This window comes from Pseudomonas sp. NFACC08-1 (assembly GCF_900106735.1).
Lineage (GTDB): Bacteria > Pseudomonadota > Gammaproteobacteria > Pseudomonadales > Pseudomonadaceae > Aquipseudomonas > Aquipseudomonas fluorescens_Q.
Genome location: NZ_FNNL01000006.1, coordinates 1 through 18,784, shown reverse-complemented (window position 1 = coordinate 18,784; position 18,784 = coordinate 1). Strand labels below are relative to the sequence as shown.

Genomic DNA, 18,784 nt, shown 5'->3' with positions numbered 1-18,784 from the left:
AGTTGACCATGTCCTGGCCAGGCATTTCTGTGTTTGGCAGGTTGCTCACAAAAAGGCCCGCATCGCTGCGGGCCTTTTTTCGGACTACTGTGGCAATCAGCCCGCCACCAACACCCGAATCGCCTCCAGGCGCAACGCCGCTTTCTCAAGCATCGCCAGCCCTTGCTCGCGCTGTTGGCGCAGGGCTACCAGTTCGCTGTCGCGCACGGTCGGGTTGACCGCTTGCAGGGCGGTCAGGCGCGCCAGTTCTTCGTCGGTATCGGCGGCCAGGCGACGCTGGGCCTCGGCCACGCGTTCGGCGTGACGCGGGGCGATCTTTTCTTCGCCTGCATTGATCCGAGGCGTGAGCTGGTCGCGCTGGGCCTGGATGAATTTGTTGGCGCTGGCACGTGGCACGCTTTCGAGCTGGTCGTTCAAGGTTTCGAACGAAACCCGGGCGGCCAGGTCGTTGCCGTTGGCGTCAAGCAGGCAGCGCAGGGCGGCCGGCGGCAGGTAGCGGCCCAGTTGCAGCGAACGCGGGGCCACTACTTCACTGACGTAGAGCAGTTCCAGCAACACGGTGCCGGGCTTGAGGGCCTTGTTCTTGATCAGCGCCACGGCGGTGTTGCCCATGGAACCGGACAGCACCAGATCCATGCCGCCTTGCACCATCGGGTGCTCCCAGGTGATGAACTGCATGTCTTCGCGCGACAGCGCCTGGTTGCGGTCGTAGGTGATGGTCACGCCTTCGTCGTCGCCGAGCGGGAAGCTGGCGTCGAGCATTTTTTCGCTTGGCTTGAGGATCAGCGCGTTTTCCGAATGATCCTCACTGTCGATGCCAAAGGCGTCGAACAGGGTTTCCATGTAGATCGGCAGGGCGAACTGGTCGTCCTGCTCGAGAATGGCTTCCACCAGCGCATCGCCTTCACCGGCGCCGCCGGAGTTGAGCTCCAGCAAACGGTCTCGACCGGTGTGCAGCTCGGCCTCCAGGCGTTCGCGTTCGGTGCGGGCTTCGTCGATCAGTGCTTGCCACTGGCCATCGTCGGCTTCTTCCAGCAATGGCAGCAGGCGCGGGCCGAACTGATGCTGCAAGGCGTTGCCAGTCGGGCAAGTGTTGAGGAAGGCATTCAGGGCTTCGTGATACCACTGGAACAGCCGCGCCTGTGGGCTGGTTTCCAGGTACGGCGCGTGCAGCTCGATGGTGTGCTTCTGGCCGATCCGGTCCAGACGGCCGATACGTTGCTCGAGCAGGTCCGGGTGCGCTGGCAGATCGAACAGCACCAGGTGATGGGCGAACTGGAAGTTGCGCCCCTCACTGCCGATTTCCGAACAGATCAGCACCTGGGCACCAAACTCTTCGTCGGCGAAATAGGCCGCCGCGCGGTCGCGCTCCAGGATGTTCATGCCTTCATGGAACACCGTGGCCGGAATGCCGGAACGTACGCGCAGGGCGTCTTCCAGGTCCATGGCGGTTTCGGCGTGGGCACAGATCACCAGTACTTTGGTGCGCTTGAGCATCTTCAGGGTGTCGATCAGCCACTCGACCCGCGGGTCGAAACGCCACCAGCGTTCTTCTTCGCTGGCGTCCGGCTGGGCTTGGAAGCTGACTTCCGGGTACAGCTCGGGATGATCGCCCAGCGGCAATTCGAGGTATTCGGCCGGGCACGGCAGCGGATAGGCGTGCAGCTTGCGCTCCGGGAAACCCTGCACGGCGGCGCGGGTGTTGCGAAACAGCACGCGGCCAGTGCCGTGGCGGTCCAGCAGTTCACGCACCAGGCGGGCACTGGCTTCGACATCGCCATCATTGACGGCGGTCAGCAACGCTTCGCCTTCGTTACCCAGGAAGCCGTGGATGGTCTTGTGGGCTTCGGGCGAGAGGCGGCCTTTGTCCAGCAGCTCCTGCACGGCTTCGGCCACCGGGCGATAGTTTTCGCTCTCGGCACGGAACGCCTTGAGGTCGTGGAAGCGATTCGGGTCCAGCAGGCGCAGGCGAGCAAAGTGGCTGTCCTGGCCCAGTTGTTCCGGGGTCGCGGTCAGCAGCAGCACGCCCGGGATCGTCTCGGCGAGTTGTTCGACCAGCGCGTACTGCGGGCTGACCTGATCTTCGTGCCACACCAGGTGATGGGCCTCGTCGACCACCATCAGGTCCCAGCCGGCGGCGAACAGCGCGTCTTGGGCCTTCTCGTCGTCCACCAGCCACTCCAGCGCCACCAGGGCCAGTTGAGTGTCTTCGAACGGGTTGCTGGCATCGCTTTCGATGAAGCGTTCTTCGTCGAACAGCGCGACTTGCAGGTTGAAACGTCGACGCATTTCCACCAGCCATTGGTGCTGGAGGTTTTCCGGTACCAGGATCAGGACGCGGTTGGCGCGGCCGGACAGCAGTTGACGATGGATGACCAGGCCGGCCTCGATGGTCTTGCCCAGGCCCACTTCGTCCGCCAGCAACACCCGCGGCGCAATGCGGTCGGCTACTTCACGGGCAATGTGCAATTGGTGGGCGATAGGCTGGGCACGGACGCCGCCCAGGCCCCAAAGCGAAGACTGCAACTGGCGGCTGGTGTGTTCCAGGGTGTGGTAGCGCAGGGAGAACCAGGCCAATGGGTCGATCTGGCCGGCGAACAGACGGTCGCTCGCCAGGCGGAACTGGATAAAGTTCGACAGTTGGGTTTCCGGCAGGGTGACGACTTCGTTCTGTCCGTTGAGGCCGTGGTAGACCAGCAGCCCGTCGATGTCATCGACTTCGCGCACGGTCATTTTCCAGCCTTCGAAGTGAGTGATCACATCGCCCGGCGAAAACCGTACCCGGGTGAGCGGCGCGTTCCGTAGCGCGTACTGGCGAGTGTCGCCAGTGGCCGGATAGAGCACGGTCAACAAGCGGCCGTCCTGTGCCAGAACGGTGCCTAAACCCAGCTCGGCTTCGCTGTCACTGATCCAGCGTTGCCCCGGTTGATACTGCTGCGCCATGCTGCCTGACTCCCGCCTTGAAAAAGCCGGTTATCTTAACGGAAGGATCCCTCAGACCAAAGGATTTACGTACGTTGATTAGTGAGCGACGGCACGGAACTTACGCTTGCCCAGCGATCAAACAAGCTCGGCCCTGGGAATCGCTGCAATGCCAACTGGGTCACAAGTTTCAGACCGGCGGTTCAAGCTGCCACTTTCCCAGCCGACAACCTGAAGACAGGAGACCTTTATGTTGCCACCCATGCTCCCTTTGAGCGCCGTACCTATCACCGCTCAACAGGATCCGGTTCGCCAGCGACCGGACATACCGCCCGTGGTCCCGGTGCAGCAAAGCTCCAACGAAAGCACCATCGACCTGCAGAGCCGCGACCCGGAAGAGGCCGCGCTGCTGTTGCGCGAGGAACAGCGTCGCCGGCAGGAGCGCGACAAGCGCCACCGCGAGGCCAATGAAGATCCTGAAGAACACCTGGCCGTACCGGGTACCGAACTCAACGCCGACAACACCGTGCCGGTGGTGCCGCTGATAGACGAAGAGTCGCGCCAGGGCTTGTGGGTCGATATCCAGATCTGATTCAGGCGTTTGCCGACGTACGCAGGCTGGTCAACGCCGTCAACACCCCGCATCATGGGCGCATCCGCAATTCACTGCATGATGCCCACACGCCATGAGCCAAGACGACAAGCTGATCGACCTCAGTGCCGAGCGCGCCAAGCGCGTTCACGACCTCAACGAAAAGCGCCTCAATGAAGTCCGCCAGGCTTTCGAGCAGGCCATGCCGTTGGGCAAGCCCAAGAAAAAGTCGAAAAACAAACCGAAAAAGCGCTGAACCCCCTCGATCCATTGATGCAGATCAGTTATTTCCCCACCTTTTCGCCCCGTTGCGGGCGTTATTGACCCCGGTCAATTTTCATCCAGGCCTGATTGGTTAACTTGAACCCATCGCAACAGGGGCAAGACCAGGAGGCCAGTCATGTTTTTCGATAATGTGGTGTTTGCCGGTGTGTTGACGGTCGGCCTCATGTTCGTATTTTTTGCAGGCTTTGGATTATTCATCTGGAAAGACGCACACAAGCGGAAAAAACCGTAGGTCTTTCCGGCTAAAACGAGCACGCAAGGCATTTTGGGCGACTTCGGTCGCCCTTTTTTTTTACCGATTTTCCGGTATATACAAATCAAAATGCGGGAGCGGGCTTGCTCGCGAAGGCGGTGTGTCAGTCAATGTATGAGTAACTGACACGACGCCTTCGCGAGCAAGCCCGCTCCCACAATGGTTCTGGTGGTATAAAAAAAGGTGCGACCTGTCAGGATCGCACCTTTTTTGTGGCTGCGGGAATCAGCTGCCCAAGGCCTTGGACGCCAACCAGAACAGCCCGGCCGACAGCGCCACCGTTGCCGGCAGGGTCAGCACCCAGGCCAGCAGGATGTTGCGCACGGTGCCACCTTGCAGGCCGCTCTTGTTCGCGACCATGGTACCGGCCACGCCCGAAGACAGTACGTGGGTGGTGGAAACCGGCAGGCTGAAAATGTTCGCCGCGCCGATCATGCACGCGGTGGTGATCTGCGCCGACATGCCCTGGGCATAGGTCATGCCTTGCTTGCCGATCTTCTCGCCGATGGTCAGTACCACACGCTTCCAGCCGACCATGGTGCCCAGGCCCAGTGCCAGGGCGACAGCCAGGATCACCCAGAATGGGGCGTACTCGGTGGTGCCGGTCAGGTCCTTGCGCAGTTTGTTCAGGTCGTCTTTCTCACGGGCTGCCAGGCCTGGCAGTTTGCCAACCTTCTTCGCCGTGTCGTCCAGGCAGAGCAAGTAGCGACGCACTTCGATACGGCCTTCCGACGGCAGCGAATGGTAGTCAGCCACGCCCTTGAGGGTGTTGAGCAGGGCATCGATGGTGGGTTCGGTCTGCTGCGGGTTGCAACGGAATTTTTCCGGCAGATCGCCTTCCACGCTCTTGCCCAGCGCCAGGTATTCACCCAGGGATTCGCTGTTGCGCTGGTAGAACTGGCTCAGGTGCAGGGTCGCGTCGCGGGTCCGCTCGATCTGATACGTGGTGCTGCTCAGGTCGAGCACGAACTGCGAAGGCACGATACCGATCAGCACCAGCATGATCAGGCCGATGCCTTTCTGGCCATCGTTGGAGCCATGGACAAAACTGACGGCCATGGCCGAGATCACCAGTACCAGGCGATTCCAGAACGGCGGGTGCTTCTTGTCATCGATCTTGCGGCGCTGTTCCGGTGTCTTGTGCATCTTCGACAGCGGACGCCACCATTTCAGGCCGATCAGCACCAGGGCAGCGATCAGGAAGCCGGCCATGGGCGAGAACACCAGGGAGGCGCCGATATCGATCGCCTTCTGCCAGTTCACCCCATCGGCCAACGGGATATCGTTGATCAACGCATTGGCCAGGCCCACGCCGAGGATCGAGCCGATCAACGTGTGGGAGCTGGACGCCGGGATACCGAAGTACCAGGTGCCCAGGTTCCAGGTAATGGCCGCTGCGAGCAGCGAAAACACCATGGCGAGCCCGTGTCCGGTGTTCACATTGATCAGCAGCTCTACGGGCAGCAAGTGAACGATGGCGTACGCCACCCCCACACCACCCAGCAGCACGCCGAGGAAATTGAACACACCGGAAAAGAACACCGCCAGATGAGGCGGCATGGCTTTGGTGTAGATAACAGTGGCAACCGCGTTAGCGGTGTCATGAAAGCCGTTGATGAACTCGAAGGCGAGGACAAAAGCCAGGGCGAGCAAGAGGCTCACAAGCACCCAAGCATCCAGTCCGCTGAATAAATCGATCATGAAGGTTTTCTGACCCGGTCATAAGGGGGCGCGATTATGCCAGAAAACCATGGCAATCGATGCATTGCCTGCTCATCGGCAACATTCTTCAACGAAATAATTTGTAGGAATGGCTCTGGCGCGAGGTTTTCCGTGGGGCGCGTAACCCTTTGATTCAGGGGCGCAAAGCGTCCTGGAACCTGACCGCCGCCCCGTGTAGAGCACTTCGAGCGGTTGCATGAAATATCTGAAAAGAAGGTCGGCCATGAGCCTTCCCGGCCGTCGGGCGGGAGCGGATGGCGGCCCGCTCATGGCGGGCGTGCACTGCGGTTTCCGGCCTGGATGGCGGCCGGAGACCTCTTCACAAGAACATCATGCCCAGCGCGTCACTGCTCTTCGGCTTTGAGTTCTTTTTCCATTTTCTGGAGTTCCTGGGTGAAGGCCTGGTCCTGAACGGTGGCGCGCTTACGCCAGGGTTTGCGTTCCGGTTCAGGTTGTGCGGCGTAGGTGGTGATTTCCCCGCCGTAAACTTCCTTGTAACGTTGTTCCTGGCGCTCAAGTTCCGCGCGCAGTTCGTCTTTCGTCACAGTTGTACCTAATTAATTGAAATTGAATCTGGTGATACGCACTGCATGTAGACATGCAGACGGCCACGGCACCAGAGCTGACAGCTGACGTAGCATCAGGGCTTCGTGTTGTTGCCAATACAGGGGAAGCGACCTAAAGGTGCTTCGGGCGCCAGGGTATTACCAAGGTGCCTGCGTACGGGAGCGGTCGATTGGCCGTACCGTCGCTGAGTTGCATTATAGCGGTCCAGCTGAATAACACTATCGGGAAATATTTAAAGGGGCCTGTTGTTGTGTGAATCGATGTTTGTATGTGCAAACTTGTGTCAATCAGGTTTCAGAAGATGTCTGCTAGTGCCGATATCCTGATGCCGTTCAAGGCGACAAGTTCAATATCGCCCGCGCCTTCACGTCAAATCGCTTGTCACTCTCGCTCAACTTGTTATCGGGCGTTCGACGGCTGTCGAACTCATGATACCGGGCAGGATTGCGATTATCGGTTGCTGGTTCGATAATCGAACACTGTTGGCGGTCCGGCCCTTGTCTGTCCGTCAGACAGCCGCTTGTAATAGCCGTCATTCCCCGGGAAGGACCAGACATGAACGACCAATTGCGCAATGCTTTCACTTCAGTCGCGCCACCGATCGTCGCCTCGCCGGCCAAGCGGATCCAGGCCCTGACCGGCGATCCCGATTTCATGACGTCCCTGGCCCGCGGGTTGGCCGTGGTCCAGGCCTTCCAGGAGCGCAAGCGACACCTGACCATTGCCCAGATCAGCCATCGTACGGAAATCCCTCGCGCCGCCGTCAGACGTTGCCTGCATACCTTGATCAAGCTGGGCTACGCCACCACGGATGGACGGACCTATTCGCTGCTGCCCAAAGTGCTGACCCTGGGGCACGCCTATCTGTCCTCGACGCCGCTGGCCGTTTCTGCCCAGCCGTACCTGGACCGCATGAGCGAGCAATTGCACGAAGCCTGCAACATGGCGACGCTCGAAGGCGACGATATCCTCTATATCGCCCGGTCAGCCACCACCCAGCGCCTGATTTCGGTCGATCTGTCGGTCGGCGGGCGTCTTCCAGCCTATTGCACTTCGATGGGCAGGATTCTCCTGGCGGCCCTGGATGACGCTTCGCTGCGCGACTACCTGGACCATGCCGACCTGCAAGCCAAGACCAGCCGCACCTTGCACACCCCCGAGGCATTGCTTGAATGCCTGGAACAGGTGCGGCAGCAAGGCTGGTGCATCGTCGACCAGGAGCTGGAACAGGGCCTGCGTTCGATTGCCGTGCCGGTGTACGACGCTTCCGGTCAAGTAGTGGCCGCGCTCAACGTCAGCACCCATGCCGGGCGGGTCAGCCGCAATGAGCTGGAACAGCGCTTCCTGCCAGGCCTGCTGGGGGCCAGCCGCGACTTGAGCGCGCAGCTGTTCACTTAAGCTGTTCGATAAACGCACAGAGTCGGCGGCGATGAATTGACGGTATTTGCCTGCCCTCATTAATGTCGCGCAGCGTCATCCGGCGTGTTTCGCCGGTCCCTGATCGTTCGCCTGCGTTTATCACGTGGAATAAAAATAAAATGAACCAGCCCCAGACCTCCGTAGGCAACTGCCTCGATGTGCAGTCCTTTATCAATGCCCAACCTATTTCGCGCTACCAGTGGCGGGTGGTGATTCTCTGTTTCCTGATTGTTTTCCTCGACGGCCTTGATACAGCGGCCATGGGCTTCATCGCCCCGGCACTGTCCCAGGATTGGGGCATCGATCGCGCCAGCCTTGGCCCGGTGATGAGCGCCGCGCTGATCGGCATGGTGTTCGGCGCACTGGGTTCAGGGCCGCTGGCTGACCGCTTCGGGCGAAAAGTCGTACTGGTGGGCGCGGTTTTGCTGTTCGGCGCGTTCAGCCTGGCCTCGGCCTACAGCACCAACGTCGATCAATTGCTGGTGCTGCGTTTCCTGACGGGCCTGGGACTGGGCGCCGGGATGCCAAACGCCACCACGTTGCTGTCGGAATACACCCCGGAGCGCAAGAAGTCCCTGTTGGTGACCAGCATGTTCTGTGGCTTCAACCTGGGCATGGCCGGCGGTGGGTTCATCTCCGCCAAGCTGATACCGGCGTTCGGTTGGCATAGCCTGCTGCTGATTGGTGGGATCCTGCCGTTGATCCTGGCAGTGGTGTTGCTGTTCTGGCTGCCGGAGTCGGCGCGTTACCTGGTGGTGCGCAATCGCGGCACCGACAAGGTGCGCAAGACCCTGGCACCGATCGAACCGAACACGGTGGCCCAAGCGGCGAGCTTCAGTGTGCCGGAACAGAAAACCGTGAAAGCCCGCAATGTGCTGGCGGTGATTTTCTCCGGCACCTACAGCGCTGGCACCTTGCTTCTGTGGCTGACCTATTTCATGGGCCTGGTGATCGTCTACCTGTTGACCAGTTGGCTGCCGACCCTGATGCGCGACAGCGGCGCGAGCATGGAGCAGGCAGCGTTTATCGGTGCGCTGTTCCAATTCGGCGGCGTGTTGAGCGCTGTCGGGGTGGGGTGGGCGATGGACCGGTTCAATCCGCACAAGGTCATCGGCCTTTTCTACCTGATGGCGGGGGTGTTTGCCTACGCGGTAGGGCAGAGCCTGGGCAACATTACCTTGCTCGCCACCCTGGTGCTGGTGGCGGGCATGTGTGTCAACGGCGCGCAATCGGCGATGCCTTCGCTGGCGGCGCGTTTCTACCCGACCCAGGGTAGGGCCACCGGTGTCTCGTGGATGCTGGGCATCGGTCGTTTCGGCGCGATTCTCGGCGCCTGGATGGGCGCGACCCTGTTGGGCCTGGGCTGGAACTTCGAACAGGTCCTGACCGCCCTGGTGATCCCGGCGGCCCTGGCGACCACGGCGGTGGTGATCAAAGGCATGGTCAGCCATGCGGATGCCACCTGAAACCCCGAACCTACACCCCTGTGGCGAGGGAGCTTGCTCCCGCTGGGCTGCGTAGCAGCCCCAAAAACAGGGCCGCTTCGTACTGGAGCGCCAGCCCGGCCCAGCGGGAGCAAGCGCCCTCGCCACGGTTCTCGTTTTCGCTGTGTGGATAAATCGATAGCCAAACAACAATCCGTTCGATAAACGAACACTCAGTCGATTATCGGATTGTTTGGCTTTTCCCCCAGGCTTAATCTTCAGTCACTTCGGCGCTTAACCTCGCGCCTTTTCCTTCATGTCGGTCTACTGGAAAACGGGAGCCTGCCCCATGGCTGAAATCCTTTCGCTGCACGACGCGGTGAAGCAATTCGTCAACGACGGCGATACCGTCGCGCTCGAAGGCTTCACTCACCTGATTCCTACGGCGGCGGGTCATGAAATCATTCGTCAGGGAAAGAAAGATCTGACCTTGGTGCGCATGACACCTGACCTGATCTATGACCAGTTGATCGGCGCCGGTTGTGCTCGCAAGTTGATTTTCTCCTGGGGCGGCAACCCTGGCGTGGGGTCGTTGCACCGCTTGCGCGATGCCGTGGAGAAACAATGGCCGCACCCCCTGGAGATCGAGGAACACAGCCACGCCGACCTGGCCAACGCCTACGTTGCCGGCGCCTCCGGCCTGCCATTCGCGGTGTTGCGGGCCTACGCCGGCTCCGACCTGCCGAAGGTCAACCCGCTGATCAAGAGCGTAACCTGTCCCTTCACCGGTGAAGTATTGGCCGCCGTGCCTTCGGTGCGCCCTGATATCACGGTGATCCACGCCCAGAAAGCCGACCGCAAGGGCAACGTGCTGCTGTGGGGCATTCTCGGTGTGCAGAAAGAAGCCGCCTTGGCCGCCAAGCGTTGCATCGTCACCGTGGAAGAAATCGTCGACGACCTGAATGCACCGATGAACGCTTGCGTACTGCCGACCTGGGCATTGAGCGCCGTGTGCCTCGTGCCGGGTGGCGCTCATCCGTCCTACGCCCACGGCTATACCGAGCGTGATAACCGTTTCTACCAGGCGTGGGATCCGATCGCCCGGGACCGTGAGACCTTCACCGCATGGATCAACGAATACATCCATGGCACTAAAGACTTCAGTGAATTCCAGGCCAGACTGGCAGCCGCTTCGCAGGTGAAACCATGACTTACTCCACCCACGAAATGATGACCGTCGCCGCGGCGCGTCGCTTGAAGAACAATGCCGTATGCTTCGTGGGCATCGGCCTGCCGTCGAAAGCGGCCAACCTGGCACGGCTGACCTCATCGCCGGACGTCGTGCTGATCTACGAATCCGGCCCGATCGGTGCCAAACCCAGCGTACTGCCGCTGTCCATCGGCGACGGTGAGCTGGCGGAAACCGCCGATACCGTCGTGCCGACCGGTGAGATTTTTCGCTATTGGCTGCAGGGCGGGCGTATCGACGTCGGTTTCCTGGGGGCGGCCCAGGTCGACCGTTTCGGCAACATCAACACTACGGTGGTGGGCGATTACCATCAGCCAAAAGTCCGCCTGCCGGGTGCTGGTGGCGCGCCGGAAATCGCCGGCTCGGCCAAGAGCGTGTTGATCATCCTCAAGCAGTCGGCGCGTTCGTTTGTCGACAAGCTGGATTTCATCACTTCGGTCGGCCACGGTGAAGGCGGCGATTCGCGCAAGCGCCTGGGCCTGCCGGGTGCCGGTCCTGTGGGGATTATCACCGACTTGTGCATCATGGAACCGGAAGCCGGCACCCATGAGTTCGTGGTCACCGCGCTGCACCCCGGCGTGACCCGCGAGCAAGTCATTGCCGCCACCGGATGGGCGATCCGTTTCGCCGATCAGGTGCAAACCACCGCCGAACCGACCGAGGTAGAGCTGCGCGCACTGCGCGATCTGGAAGCTCGCACCGCGGCGGCCCATGGCCAGGCACCGGGAGAAGCCTGATGCGCGACGTTTATATCTGTGATGCGATTCGAACCCCCATCGGTCGGTTTGGCGGCGGTTTGTCCGCCGTGCGTGCCGATGACTTGGCGGCGGTGCCGATCAAGGCGCTGATGGAGCGCAACCCATCGGTGGACTGGAGCGCGGTGGACGAAGTGTTTCTCGGCTGCGCCAACCAGGCCGGCGAAGACAACCGCAACGTGGCGCGCATGGCGCTGCTGTTGGCGGGCCTGCCGGACAGCATTCCCGGTGTAACCCTCAACCGTCTTTGCGCCTCGGGCATGGATGCCATCGGCACGGCGTTCCGCGCCATCGCCAGCGGTGAGATGGAACTGGCCATCGCTGGTGGGGTGGAGTCGATGTCCCGTGCGCCGTTCGTGATGGGCAAGGCCGACGCGGCGTTTTCCCGCAACATGAAGCTGGAAGACACCACCATCGGCTGGCGTTTCATCAACCCATTGATGAAGGCCCAGTACGGGGTGGATGCGATGCCGCAGACCGCTGATAACGTGGCTGATGACTACGCCGTGTCCCGCGCCGACCAGGACGCTTTCGCCTTGCGCAGCCAACAGCGCACGGCAGCGGCCCAGGCGGCAGGTTTTTTCGCCGAAGAAATCGTGGCGGTGCGCATTGCCCACAAGAAAGGTGAAACCGTGGTCGAGCAGGACGAGCATCCTCGCGCCGACACCACCTTGGAAACCCTGGGCAAACTCAAGCCGGTCAACGGCCCGGACAAGACCGTCACTGCCGGCAACGCCTCGGGTGTCAACGATGGCGCGGCGGCACTGATCCTGGCGTCGGCCGAAGCGGTGAAGAAACATGGCCTGACGCCGCGCGGCAAAGTGTTGGGCATGGCCAGTGCCGGCGTGGCGCCCCGAGTGATGGGCATCGGTCCGGTGCCGGCGGTGCGCAAGCTCACTGAGCGCCTGGGCCTGGCGGTCGCCGATTTCGATGTGATCGAACTCAATGAAGCCTTTGCCAGCCAGGGCCTGGCCGTGCTGCGTGAGTTGGGGTTGGCGGACGATGCGCCCCAGGTCAACCCGAACGGCGGTGCCATCGCCCTCGGCCATCCACTGGGCATGAGCGGGGCGCGTCTGGTGTTGACGGCGTTGCACCACCTGGAAAAGACCGGCGGCAAGAAAGGCCTGGCGACCATGTGCGTTGGCGTCGGCCAAGGCCTGGCACTGGCAATCGAACGCGTCTGACGCGTCGTTCTACTAATAAGAAACCGAGGAACGCTCCATGACTGACAAGCCTGGTTATCGTCGCCCCCAAGCGGGCACCCAGCCGGAGTATCTGCACCCGCCGTACCAGTCCACCAACCTGCGCTCGCCGTCCAAGCCGTTGGTGTTCCTGCCGCATTCGCTGTCGGAAATTACTGGCCCGACTGTCGGTGCCGACCGCGTGCAAGAGAAGGACCACGACCTGACCGCCCAGCATTCCGGCGAGCCGCTGGGGGAGCGGATCATCATTCACGGGCGCGTGCTGGATGAGCACGGCCAGCCGGTGCCGGGCATCCTGGTGGAGATCTGGCAGGCCAACGCCGCCGGTCGCTACAACCACGACCGTGACAACCATGACGCGCCCCTGGACCCGAATTTCACTGGCACCGGTCGCACCGTCACCGACGCCGATGGCTGGTATCAGTTCCAGACCATCAAGCCCGGCGCCTATCCGTGGGGCAACCACCACAACGCCTGGCGCCCGGCGCATATCCATTTCTCACTGTTCGGGCCGAGCATTCTGACGCGCCTGGTGACGCAGATGTACTTTCCTGGCGATCCGTTGCTGGAATACGACCCGATCTACAACTGCGTGCCGGACACGAGTGCCAAGGAACGCCTGATCGCCCGTTTCGACCTGGAAAAAACTGTCCCTCACTACGCCCTCGGTTACCGCTGGGACATCGTCTTGCGCGGCCGCGATGCCACGCCGATGGAGAAATAAGATGACGCTCACCGCCACCACATCCCACACCGTTGGCCCGTACTACCACATCGGCCTGACCTGGCTGAATCGCGAAGACCTGACCGTCGCCGAAACCCTCGGCCAACGCGTGGCGATCACCGGGCAGGTGGTCGACGGCAACGGCCAGTTCGTCAACGACGCGATGCTGGAAGTCTGGCAGGCCAACGCCGCCGGCAAATACGCCCACCCGGAAGACGACCAGGACAAACCCCTGGACCCGAATTTCGAAGGCTTCGGCCGGGTGCCGGTGGACGCCGAAGGGCGTTTTCGCTTCACCACCATCAAGCCGGGCACTGTGCCGGGATTGGGTGGCACGACCCAGGCCCCGCACCTGGTGGTGCTGGTGTTCGCGCGCGGGTTGGTCAAGCATTTGCTGACGCGCATCTATTTCGACGGCGAACAGACCAACGAAACCGACCCGCTGCTGGCCTGCGTGCCCGAAGAACGTCGCGGCACAATCGTGGCCAAGCCTGATGCGTCGGGCGTGTACCAGTGGAACGTGATCCTTCAGGGCACGGATGCCGAGACGGTGTTCTTCGATTACTGATTCATGATTTTCCCGTGGCGAGGGAGCTTGCTCCCGCTCGGCTGCGAAGCAGTCGCAAAACCAGGCACTGAGGTCATCCTGATACACCGGGTCGCCGGCTTTGGGCTTGCTGCGCAAGCCAGCGGGAGCAAGCTCCCTCGCCACAGGGGATATGAACCCAGCCCAGAAGTGTATGAACCCATAGGGCCACAGCAATGGTATGAACCCAGTGAGGGCGAGCTTGCTCGCGATGGCGTCAATACAGGTGCTATCGCTTCAACGTCTGTTTGTGGAACGGGACTGTTACTAAGTGTGTCTAGACTTCGTCAGTCCCCAACGAGTGAATAATCCATGGCCACCCCAATCATCAGCCACTACACCGGCGAAGAACGCAGCAAGCGCATCTTCGCCATCGTCGGTGCTTCATCCGGCAACCTGGTCGAATGGTTCGACTTCTATGTCTATGCGTTCTGCGCAATTTATTTCGCCCCGGCGTTCTTCCCGTCCGACAACCCCACGGTGCAACTGGTCAACACGGCCGGTGTGTTCGCCGCCGGGTTCCTGATGCGGCCCATCGGCGGCTGGATTTTCGGCCGGGTGGCGGACCGTCACGGACGTAAGAATTCGATGATGATTTCGGTGCTGATGATGTGCTTCGGCTCATTGCTCATCGCCTGCCTGCCCACCTACAAGGACATCGGCGTCTGGGCGCCGCTGCTGCTGTTGTTCGCGCGCTTGTTGCAAGGCCTGTCAGTGGGCGGCGAATACGGCACCACCGCCACCTATATGAGCGAAGTCGCCCTCAAGGGGCAGCGCGGTTTTTTTGCTTCGTTCCAATACGTGACGCTGATCGGCGGGCAACTGCTGGCGGTGTCGTTGGTGGTGATCCTGCAGCAGTTTCTCAACGAAGACGAACTGCGCGCCTATGGCTGGCGGATTCCATTTGTGGTGGGGGCCGTGGCTGCATTGATTTCCCTGTTCCTGCGGCGCTCCCTGAAGGAAACCAGTAGCAAGGAAATGCGCGAGAACAAGGACGCTGGCAGCATCATGGCGCTGTTTCGCGACCACAAGGCCGCGTTCATCACCGTGCTGGGCTACACCGCCGGCGGCTCGCTGATTTTCTACACCTTCACCACCTACATGCAGAAATACCTGGTGAACACCGCCGGCCTGCACGCCAAGACCGCCAGCTACATCATGACCGGCGCGCTGTTCCTGTACATGTGCATGCAGCCGCTGTTCGGCATGCTGGCGGACAAGATCGGCCGGCGTAACTCCATGCTCTGGTTCGGTGGCCTGGGGGCGTTGTGCACCGTGCCGATCCTGCTGACCCTGAAAAGCATCAGCAGCCCGTTCCTGGCGTTTGTCCTGATCACGTTGGCGCTGGCGATCGTCAGCTTCTACACCTCCATCAGCGGCCTGGTGAAAGCGGAAATGTTTCCACCTGAAGTGCGGGCGCTGGGGGTAGGGTTGGCGTACGCGGTGGCCAATGCGATTTTTGGCGGATCGGCTGAGTACGTTGCCCTGAGCCTGAAGGCCCAGGGCATGGAAAACGCTTTTTATTGGTATGTCACGGTGATGATGGTGGTGGCGTTCCTGTTCAGCCTGCGCCTGCCCAAGCAGCCGGCGTATTTGCACCATGACCTTTGAATCCACCTGATCATTTGAGGCTTGTTTGAGTCATTGTGGCGAGGGAGCTTGCTCCCGCTGGGCTGCGTAGCAGCCCTCTCTTGTGAGCGCTTCGCACTCAAGCGGGAGCAAGCTCCCTCGCCACGGGACATCTACCTTCCCAAGGACTGTTTATGAGCGAACGACCGGGCAATCAACTATTCGATGTCTACTTCACCGCCCGCGACATGCGCGAGGTGTTCTGCGATGCGGGTCGGGTCCAGGCCATGCTGGACGTCGAAGCCGCCTTGGCCCGGGCCGAGGCGCGGGTCGGGGTGATTCCGCAAAGTGCCGTGGCGCCGATCGAGCAGGCTTGTCGTGCGCAGCTGTACGATTTTTCGGCACTGAGCGAAGCGATCGCCAGCGCTGGCAATTCGGCAATCCCGTTGGTCAAGGCGTTGGGCAAGCGCATCGCCGCCGAGGATGCCGAAGCCGAGCGCTACGTGCATCTGGGCGCCACCAGCCAGGACGTGATGGACAGTGGGCTGGTGCTGCAACTGCGCCTGGCCTTGGGGCTGATCGAAGGCGAGCTGGCGCAGTTGGCCGCCACCCTGGCCCGACAAGCCAAACACTACGCCGCCACGCCGCTGGCCGGACGCACCTGGCTGCAGCACGCCACGCCGGTGACCCTGGGCATGAAGATCGCTGGTTGGCTGGGAGCGATCACCCGCAGTCGCCAACGTTTGAAAGAACTCAAGCCGCGCTTGCTGGTGCTCCAATTCGGCGGCGCCTCCGGAACCCTCGCCGCCTTGGGTGAACACGCTTTGCCCATCGCCGAAGCCTTAGCCGCCGAATTGCAACTGAACCTGCCCGAGCAGCCGTGGCACACCCAGCGCGATCGCCTGGTGGAATTCGGTTCAGTGCTGGGCCTGATCGCCGGTAGCCTGGGCAAGCTGGGCCGCGACATCAGCCTGTTGATGCAGACCGAGGCCGGCGAAGCGTTCGAGCCCTCGGCGCCGGGCAAGGGTGGTTCGTCCACCATGCCGCACAAGCGCAACCCGGTGGGCGCGGCAGTGCTGATCGGCGCGGCGACGCGAGTGCCTGGCTTGTTGTCGACGCTGTTCAGCGCCATGCCCCAGGAACACGAGCGCAGCCTGGGCCTGTGGCACGCTGAATGGGAAACCCTGCCGGAGATCTGCTGCCTGGTGTCCGGTGCCTTGCAGCAGGCGCGGCTGCTGGCCGAAGGGTTGGAAGTGGACGCGGCGCGCATGGCCCGCAACCTGGAACTGACCCAGGGGCTGGTGCTGGCCGAAGCGGTGAGCATCGTCCTGGCCCAGCGTGTGGGACGCGACGCGGCGCACCATCTGCTGGAGCAATGCTGCAAGCGCGCCGTGGCCGAACAACGGCATTTGCGTGATGTGCTGGGGGATGAACCTCAGGTCACTGCGCAGCTATCCGCGACCGAGCTTGATCATCTGCTCGACCCGGCGCACTACCTCGGACAAGCCCAGACCTGGGTCGCCCGGGCCGTGGCCGAACACCTTGCCTTGAACGCCTGAAAGGAGATTGTTGTGGGATTCGTCAAACTCGCCGAGGGCGATCTGAACTATCGTTTTGATGGGCCGCAAGACGCCCCGGTGTTGGTGCTCTCCAATTCCCTGGGCACTGATCTGCACATGTGGGACGAACAGGTCGCGGCCTTCAGCGAACACTTTCGCGTGCTGCGTTTCGACACGCGCGGCCATGGTCAATCGCTGGTCACCGAAGGGCCGTACAGCATCGAACAACTGGGTCGCGATGTGCTGGCGATGCTTGATCAGTTGAACCTCGACAAGGTGCATTTCTGCGGCTTGTCCATGGGCGGGTTGATCGGCCAATGGCTGGGCATCAACGCCGGCGAGCGCCTGTACAAACTGGTGGTGTGCAACACCGCGGCCAAGATCGGCGATCCGTCGGTGTGGAACCCGCGCATCGAAACCGTGCTGCGCGACGGCAAGGATGCGATGGTGGCGTTGCGCGATGCTTCGATCGCCCGCTGGTTTACTGCGGATTTTTCCGAGGCTCATCCTGCGAAGGTGAAGAAGATCACCGACATGCTCGCTGCCACATCGCCCCAAGGCTACGCGGCCAACTGCGCGGCTGTGCGTGATGCCGATTTCCGCGAGCAGTTGTCGTCGATTCGCGTGCCGCTGCTGGTGATCGCCGGCACCGAAGATGCCGTGACACCGCCGTCGGGTGGGCACTTTATCCAGGAGCGGGTCAGTGGCGCGGAGTACGCCGAGTTCTACGCCGCGCACCTGTCCAACGTCCAGGCCGGCGCCGCCTTCAGCGCGCGGGTGCTGGATTTCCTGCTTGATTCTGGCCGTGCCTGAGGAGTTTTTTGTGGACGAGAAACAACGTTACGACGAAGGCATGCAAGTACGCCGCGCGGTGCTGGGCGATGCCCACGTCGATCGCAGCCTCAATGCCCTGACCGAGTTCAACAGCGAATTCCAGGAGATGATCACCCGCCACGCCTGGGGCGACATCTGGACTCGCCCGGGCCTGCCGCGCCATACCCGTAGCCTGATTACCATCGCCATGCTGATCGGTATGAACCGCAACGAAGAACTCAAGCTGCACCTGCGCGCCGCCGCCAACAATGGCGTGAGCCGCAGCGAGATCAAGGAAGTGATCATGCAGAGCGCCATCTACTGCGGCATCCCGGCGGCCAACGCCACGTTCCATCTGGCCGAGTCGGTGTGGGACGAACTGGGCGTCGAATCGCGGGCTTAAGGGGTTACCTCATTCCTGTGGGATCAGCTTGCTCGCGATAGCGGTGGTTCAATTGATGGGGGATGTTGAATGTGATGACGCCATCGCGAGCAAGCTCCTACACTGGATCTTCAGTGAGCGCTGATTTTGTGCTCGGCACCGATTCCCTGTGGAAGCTAGCCTGCTCGCGATGACGGTGGTACAGCCTCCACCCATGTTTGGCTTTTACAGCAGGCTGAGCGGATAACTGATGATCAACCGGTTCTCATCGAACTCATTGGTACTGTAATCCCGGCGTATCGTCGAGTTACGCCACTTCACGTTGAGACTCTTCAACGCGCCGCTCTGCACGGTGTAGGCCAGCTCACTTTCCCGACCCCATTCCTTGCCGTCGTCAACGGTGGCGGTGTGCACGTTGTCACCGCTGATGTAGCGGTTCATCAACGTCAGGCCCGGCACGCCAACGGCGGCGAAGTTGAAGTCGTGGCGCAGTTGCCAGGATTTTTCCTTGGCGTTGTCGTAGCTGGAGTTGTAGCTGTCGTTGGCCAGGGTGCCGCCGCTGGTGCCGTTGACGCGCATCCAGGCATCATCGCCGCCGACTTTCTGCAGGCCGACATAAAAGGTGTTGCCGCCGTACTTGGCCGAGAGCATGGCGAACGCGGTTTTGTTGTCCAGGTCGCCGGCCAGGGCACTGCCGTTTTCCTTGCCGGTGAAGTAGCCGAGGTTGGCGCCCAGGGTCCAGTCGCCGATGGGCTGGCTGT

Annotated in this window: 18 protein-coding genes; 14 read left to right on the top strand and 4 right to left on the bottom strand. The window is 61.5% G+C overall.

Going from position 1 to position 18,784, the window contains the following annotated elements; all coding sequences use genetic code 11:
* Positions 1-96: 96 nt before the first annotated feature.
* Positions 97-2,943: an RNA polymerase-associated protein RapA gene (gene rapA / locus BLU76_RS13830; RefSeq protein WP_072342053.1), complete on the bottom strand. Its 2,847-nt coding sequence runs from the start codon at positions 2,941-2,943 to the stop codon at positions 97-99.
* Positions 2,944-3,172: 229 nt separating this feature from the next.
* Here rapA and BLU76_RS13825 point away from each other — a divergent pair, with 229 nt between their 5' ends.
* The 3 genes from BLU76_RS13825 (at position 3,173) to ccoM (ending at position 4,031) form a co-directional block, all read left to right on the top strand.
* The gene (locus BLU76_RS13825) at positions 3,173-3,514 is read left to right on the top strand and encodes an aspartate-semialdehyde dehydrogenase (protein ID WP_092144282.1); all 342 of its coding nucleotides are present in this window, start codon (positions 3,173-3,175) and stop codon (positions 3,512-3,514) included.
* Positions 3,515-3,608: 94 nt separating this feature from the next.
* Positions 3,609-3,770: a hypothetical protein gene (locus BLU76_RS31510; RefSeq protein ID WP_003198631.1), complete on the top strand. Its 162-nt coding sequence runs from the start codon at positions 3,609-3,611 to the stop codon at positions 3,768-3,770.
* A gap of 144 nt (positions 3,771-3,914) precedes the next feature.
* Entirely contained in the window at positions 3,915-4,031 is a 117-nt protein-coding gene (gene ccoM / locus BLU76_RS32075) for a cytochrome c oxidase subunit CcoM (RefSeq protein WP_025212288.1), read from the top strand.
* Positions 4,032-4,277: 246 nt separating this feature from the next.
* Here ccoM and BLU76_RS13815 read toward each other — a convergent pair whose 3' ends face one another.
* Both BLU76_RS13815 and BLU76_RS13810 read right to left on the bottom strand, forming a co-directional pair.
* A complete protein-coding gene (locus BLU76_RS13815; protein WP_092223121.1) occupies positions 4,278-5,753 on the bottom strand; it encodes an inorganic phosphate transporter in 1,476 nt (491 codons plus the stop codon).
* Between the two features lie 365 nt (positions 5,754-6,118).
* Positions 6,119-6,319 carry a hypothetical protein gene (locus BLU76_RS13810; RefSeq protein ID WP_003198635.1) on the bottom strand — a complete coding sequence of 67 codons (201 nt, stop codon included), beginning with the start codon at positions 6,317-6,319 and terminating at the stop codon, positions 6,119-6,121.
* A 577-nt stretch (positions 6,320-6,896) separates the two neighbouring features.
* On the opposite strand from BLU76_RS13810, the gene pcaR reads away from it, so the two are divergent.
* The 11 genes from pcaR (at position 6,897) to pcaC (ending at position 18,044) form a co-directional block, all read left to right on the top strand.
* Entirely contained in the window at positions 6,897-7,739 is an 843-nt protein-coding gene (gene pcaR, locus BLU76_RS13805; protein WP_014336961.1) for a pca regulon transcriptional regulator PcaR, read from the top strand.
* 140 nt (positions 7,740-7,879) lie between these two features.
* Positions 7,880-9,226, top strand: a complete 1,347-nt coding sequence (locus BLU76_RS13800; protein ID WP_072342041.1) for a 4-hydroxybenzoate transporter PcaK — start codon at positions 7,880-7,882, stop codon at positions 9,224-9,226.
* A gap of 307 nt (positions 9,227-9,533) precedes the next feature.
* Entirely contained in the window at positions 9,534-10,394 is an 861-nt protein-coding gene (locus BLU76_RS13795) for a CoA transferase subunit A (protein WP_003198638.1), read from the top strand.
* A complete protein-coding gene (locus BLU76_RS13790; RefSeq protein ID WP_092223119.1) occupies positions 10,391-11,170 on the top strand; it encodes a CoA-transferase subunit beta in 780 nt (259 codons plus the stop codon). Before BLU76_RS13795 ends, BLU76_RS13790 begins: the two co-directional genes overlap by 4 nt.
* Entirely contained in the window at positions 11,167-12,372 is a 1,206-nt protein-coding gene (pcaF, locus tag BLU76_RS13785; protein WP_170867303.1) for a 3-oxoadipyl-CoA thiolase, read from the top strand. The genes BLU76_RS13790 and pcaF overlap by 4 nt, the downstream gene beginning before the upstream one ends.
* Positions 12,373-12,409: 37 nt before the next feature.
* Entirely contained in the window at positions 12,410-13,114 is a 705-nt protein-coding gene (pcaH, locus tag BLU76_RS13780) for a protocatechuate 3,4-dioxygenase subunit beta (RefSeq protein ID WP_092223115.1), read from the top strand.
* A 1-nt stretch (position 13,115) separates the two neighbouring features.
* Complete coding sequence (gene pcaG / locus BLU76_RS13775; protein WP_092223113.1) at positions 13,116-13,682, top strand: protocatechuate 3,4-dioxygenase subunit alpha; 567 nt, start codon at positions 13,116-13,118, stop codon at positions 13,680-13,682.
* A 330-nt stretch (positions 13,683-14,012) separates the two neighbouring features.
* Entirely contained in the window at positions 14,013-15,311 is a 1,299-nt protein-coding gene (locus BLU76_RS13770) for an MFS family transporter (RefSeq protein WP_063322593.1), read from the top strand.
* 152 nt (positions 15,312-15,463) lie between these two features.
* Positions 15,464-16,828: a 3-carboxy-cis,cis-muconate cycloisomerase gene (locus BLU76_RS13765; protein ID WP_092223111.1), complete on the top strand. Its 1,365-nt coding sequence runs from the start codon at positions 15,464-15,466 to the stop codon at positions 16,826-16,828.
* Between the two features lie 12 nt (positions 16,829-16,840).
* Entirely contained in the window at positions 16,841-17,641 is an 801-nt protein-coding gene (gene pcaD, locus BLU76_RS13760; RefSeq protein WP_092144296.1) for a 3-oxoadipate enol-lactonase, read from the top strand.
* Positions 17,642-17,651: 10 nt separating this feature from the next.
* The gene (pcaC, locus tag BLU76_RS13755; protein ID WP_014336968.1) at positions 17,652-18,044 is read left to right on the top strand and encodes a 4-carboxymuconolactone decarboxylase; all 393 of its coding nucleotides are present in this window, start codon (positions 17,652-17,654) and stop codon (positions 18,042-18,044) included.
* A 204-nt stretch (positions 18,045-18,248) separates the two neighbouring features.
* Here the strand turns inward: pcaC and BLU76_RS13750 are convergent.
* A partial coding sequence (locus BLU76_RS13750; protein ID WP_139211604.1) for an OprD family outer membrane porin occupies positions 18,249-18,784 on the bottom strand: 536 nt, incomplete at its 5' end.

Bases quoted from the DNA above. Each gene is read 5' to 3' on its own strand.
- rapA (WP_072342053.1), bottom strand. From the start codon at position 2,943: ATGGCGCAGCAGTATCAACCGGGGCAACGCTGGATCAGTGACAGCGAA.
- BLU76_RS13825 (WP_092144282.1), top strand. From the start codon at position 3,173: ATGTTGCCACCCATGCTCCCTTTGAGCGCCGTACCTATCACCGCTCAA.
- BLU76_RS31510 (WP_003198631.1), top strand. From the start codon at position 3,609: ATGAGCCAAGACGACAAGCTGATCGACCTCAGTGCCGAGCGCGCCAAG.
- ccoM (WP_025212288.1), top strand. From the start codon at position 3,915: ATGTTTTTCGATAATGTGGTGTTTGCCGGTGTGTTGACGGTCGGCCTC.
- BLU76_RS13815 (WP_092223121.1), bottom strand. From the start codon at position 5,753: ATGATCGATTTATTCAGCGGACTGGATGCTTGGGTGCTTGTGAGCCTC.
- pcaR (WP_014336961.1), top strand. From the start codon at position 6,897: ATGAACGACCAATTGCGCAATGCTTTCACTTCAGTCGCGCCACCGATC.
- BLU76_RS13800 (WP_072342041.1), top strand. From the start codon at position 7,880: ATGAACCAGCCCCAGACCTCCGTAGGCAACTGCCTCGATGTGCAGTCC.
- BLU76_RS13795 (WP_003198638.1), top strand. From the start codon at position 9,534: ATGGCTGAAATCCTTTCGCTGCACGACGCGGTGAAGCAATTCGTCAAC.
- BLU76_RS13790 (WP_092223119.1), top strand. From the start codon at position 10,391: ATGACTTACTCCACCCACGAAATGATGACCGTCGCCGCGGCGCGTCGC.
- pcaH (WP_092223115.1), top strand. From the start codon at position 12,410: ATGACTGACAAGCCTGGTTATCGTCGCCCCCAAGCGGGCACCCAGCCG.
- pcaG (WP_092223113.1), top strand. From the start codon at position 13,116: ATGACGCTCACCGCCACCACATCCCACACCGTTGGCCCGTACTACCAC.
- BLU76_RS13770 (WP_063322593.1), top strand. From the start codon at position 14,013: ATGGCCACCCCAATCATCAGCCACTACACCGGCGAAGAACGCAGCAAG.
- BLU76_RS13765 (WP_092223111.1), top strand. From the start codon at position 15,464: ATGAGCGAACGACCGGGCAATCAACTATTCGATGTCTACTTCACCGCC.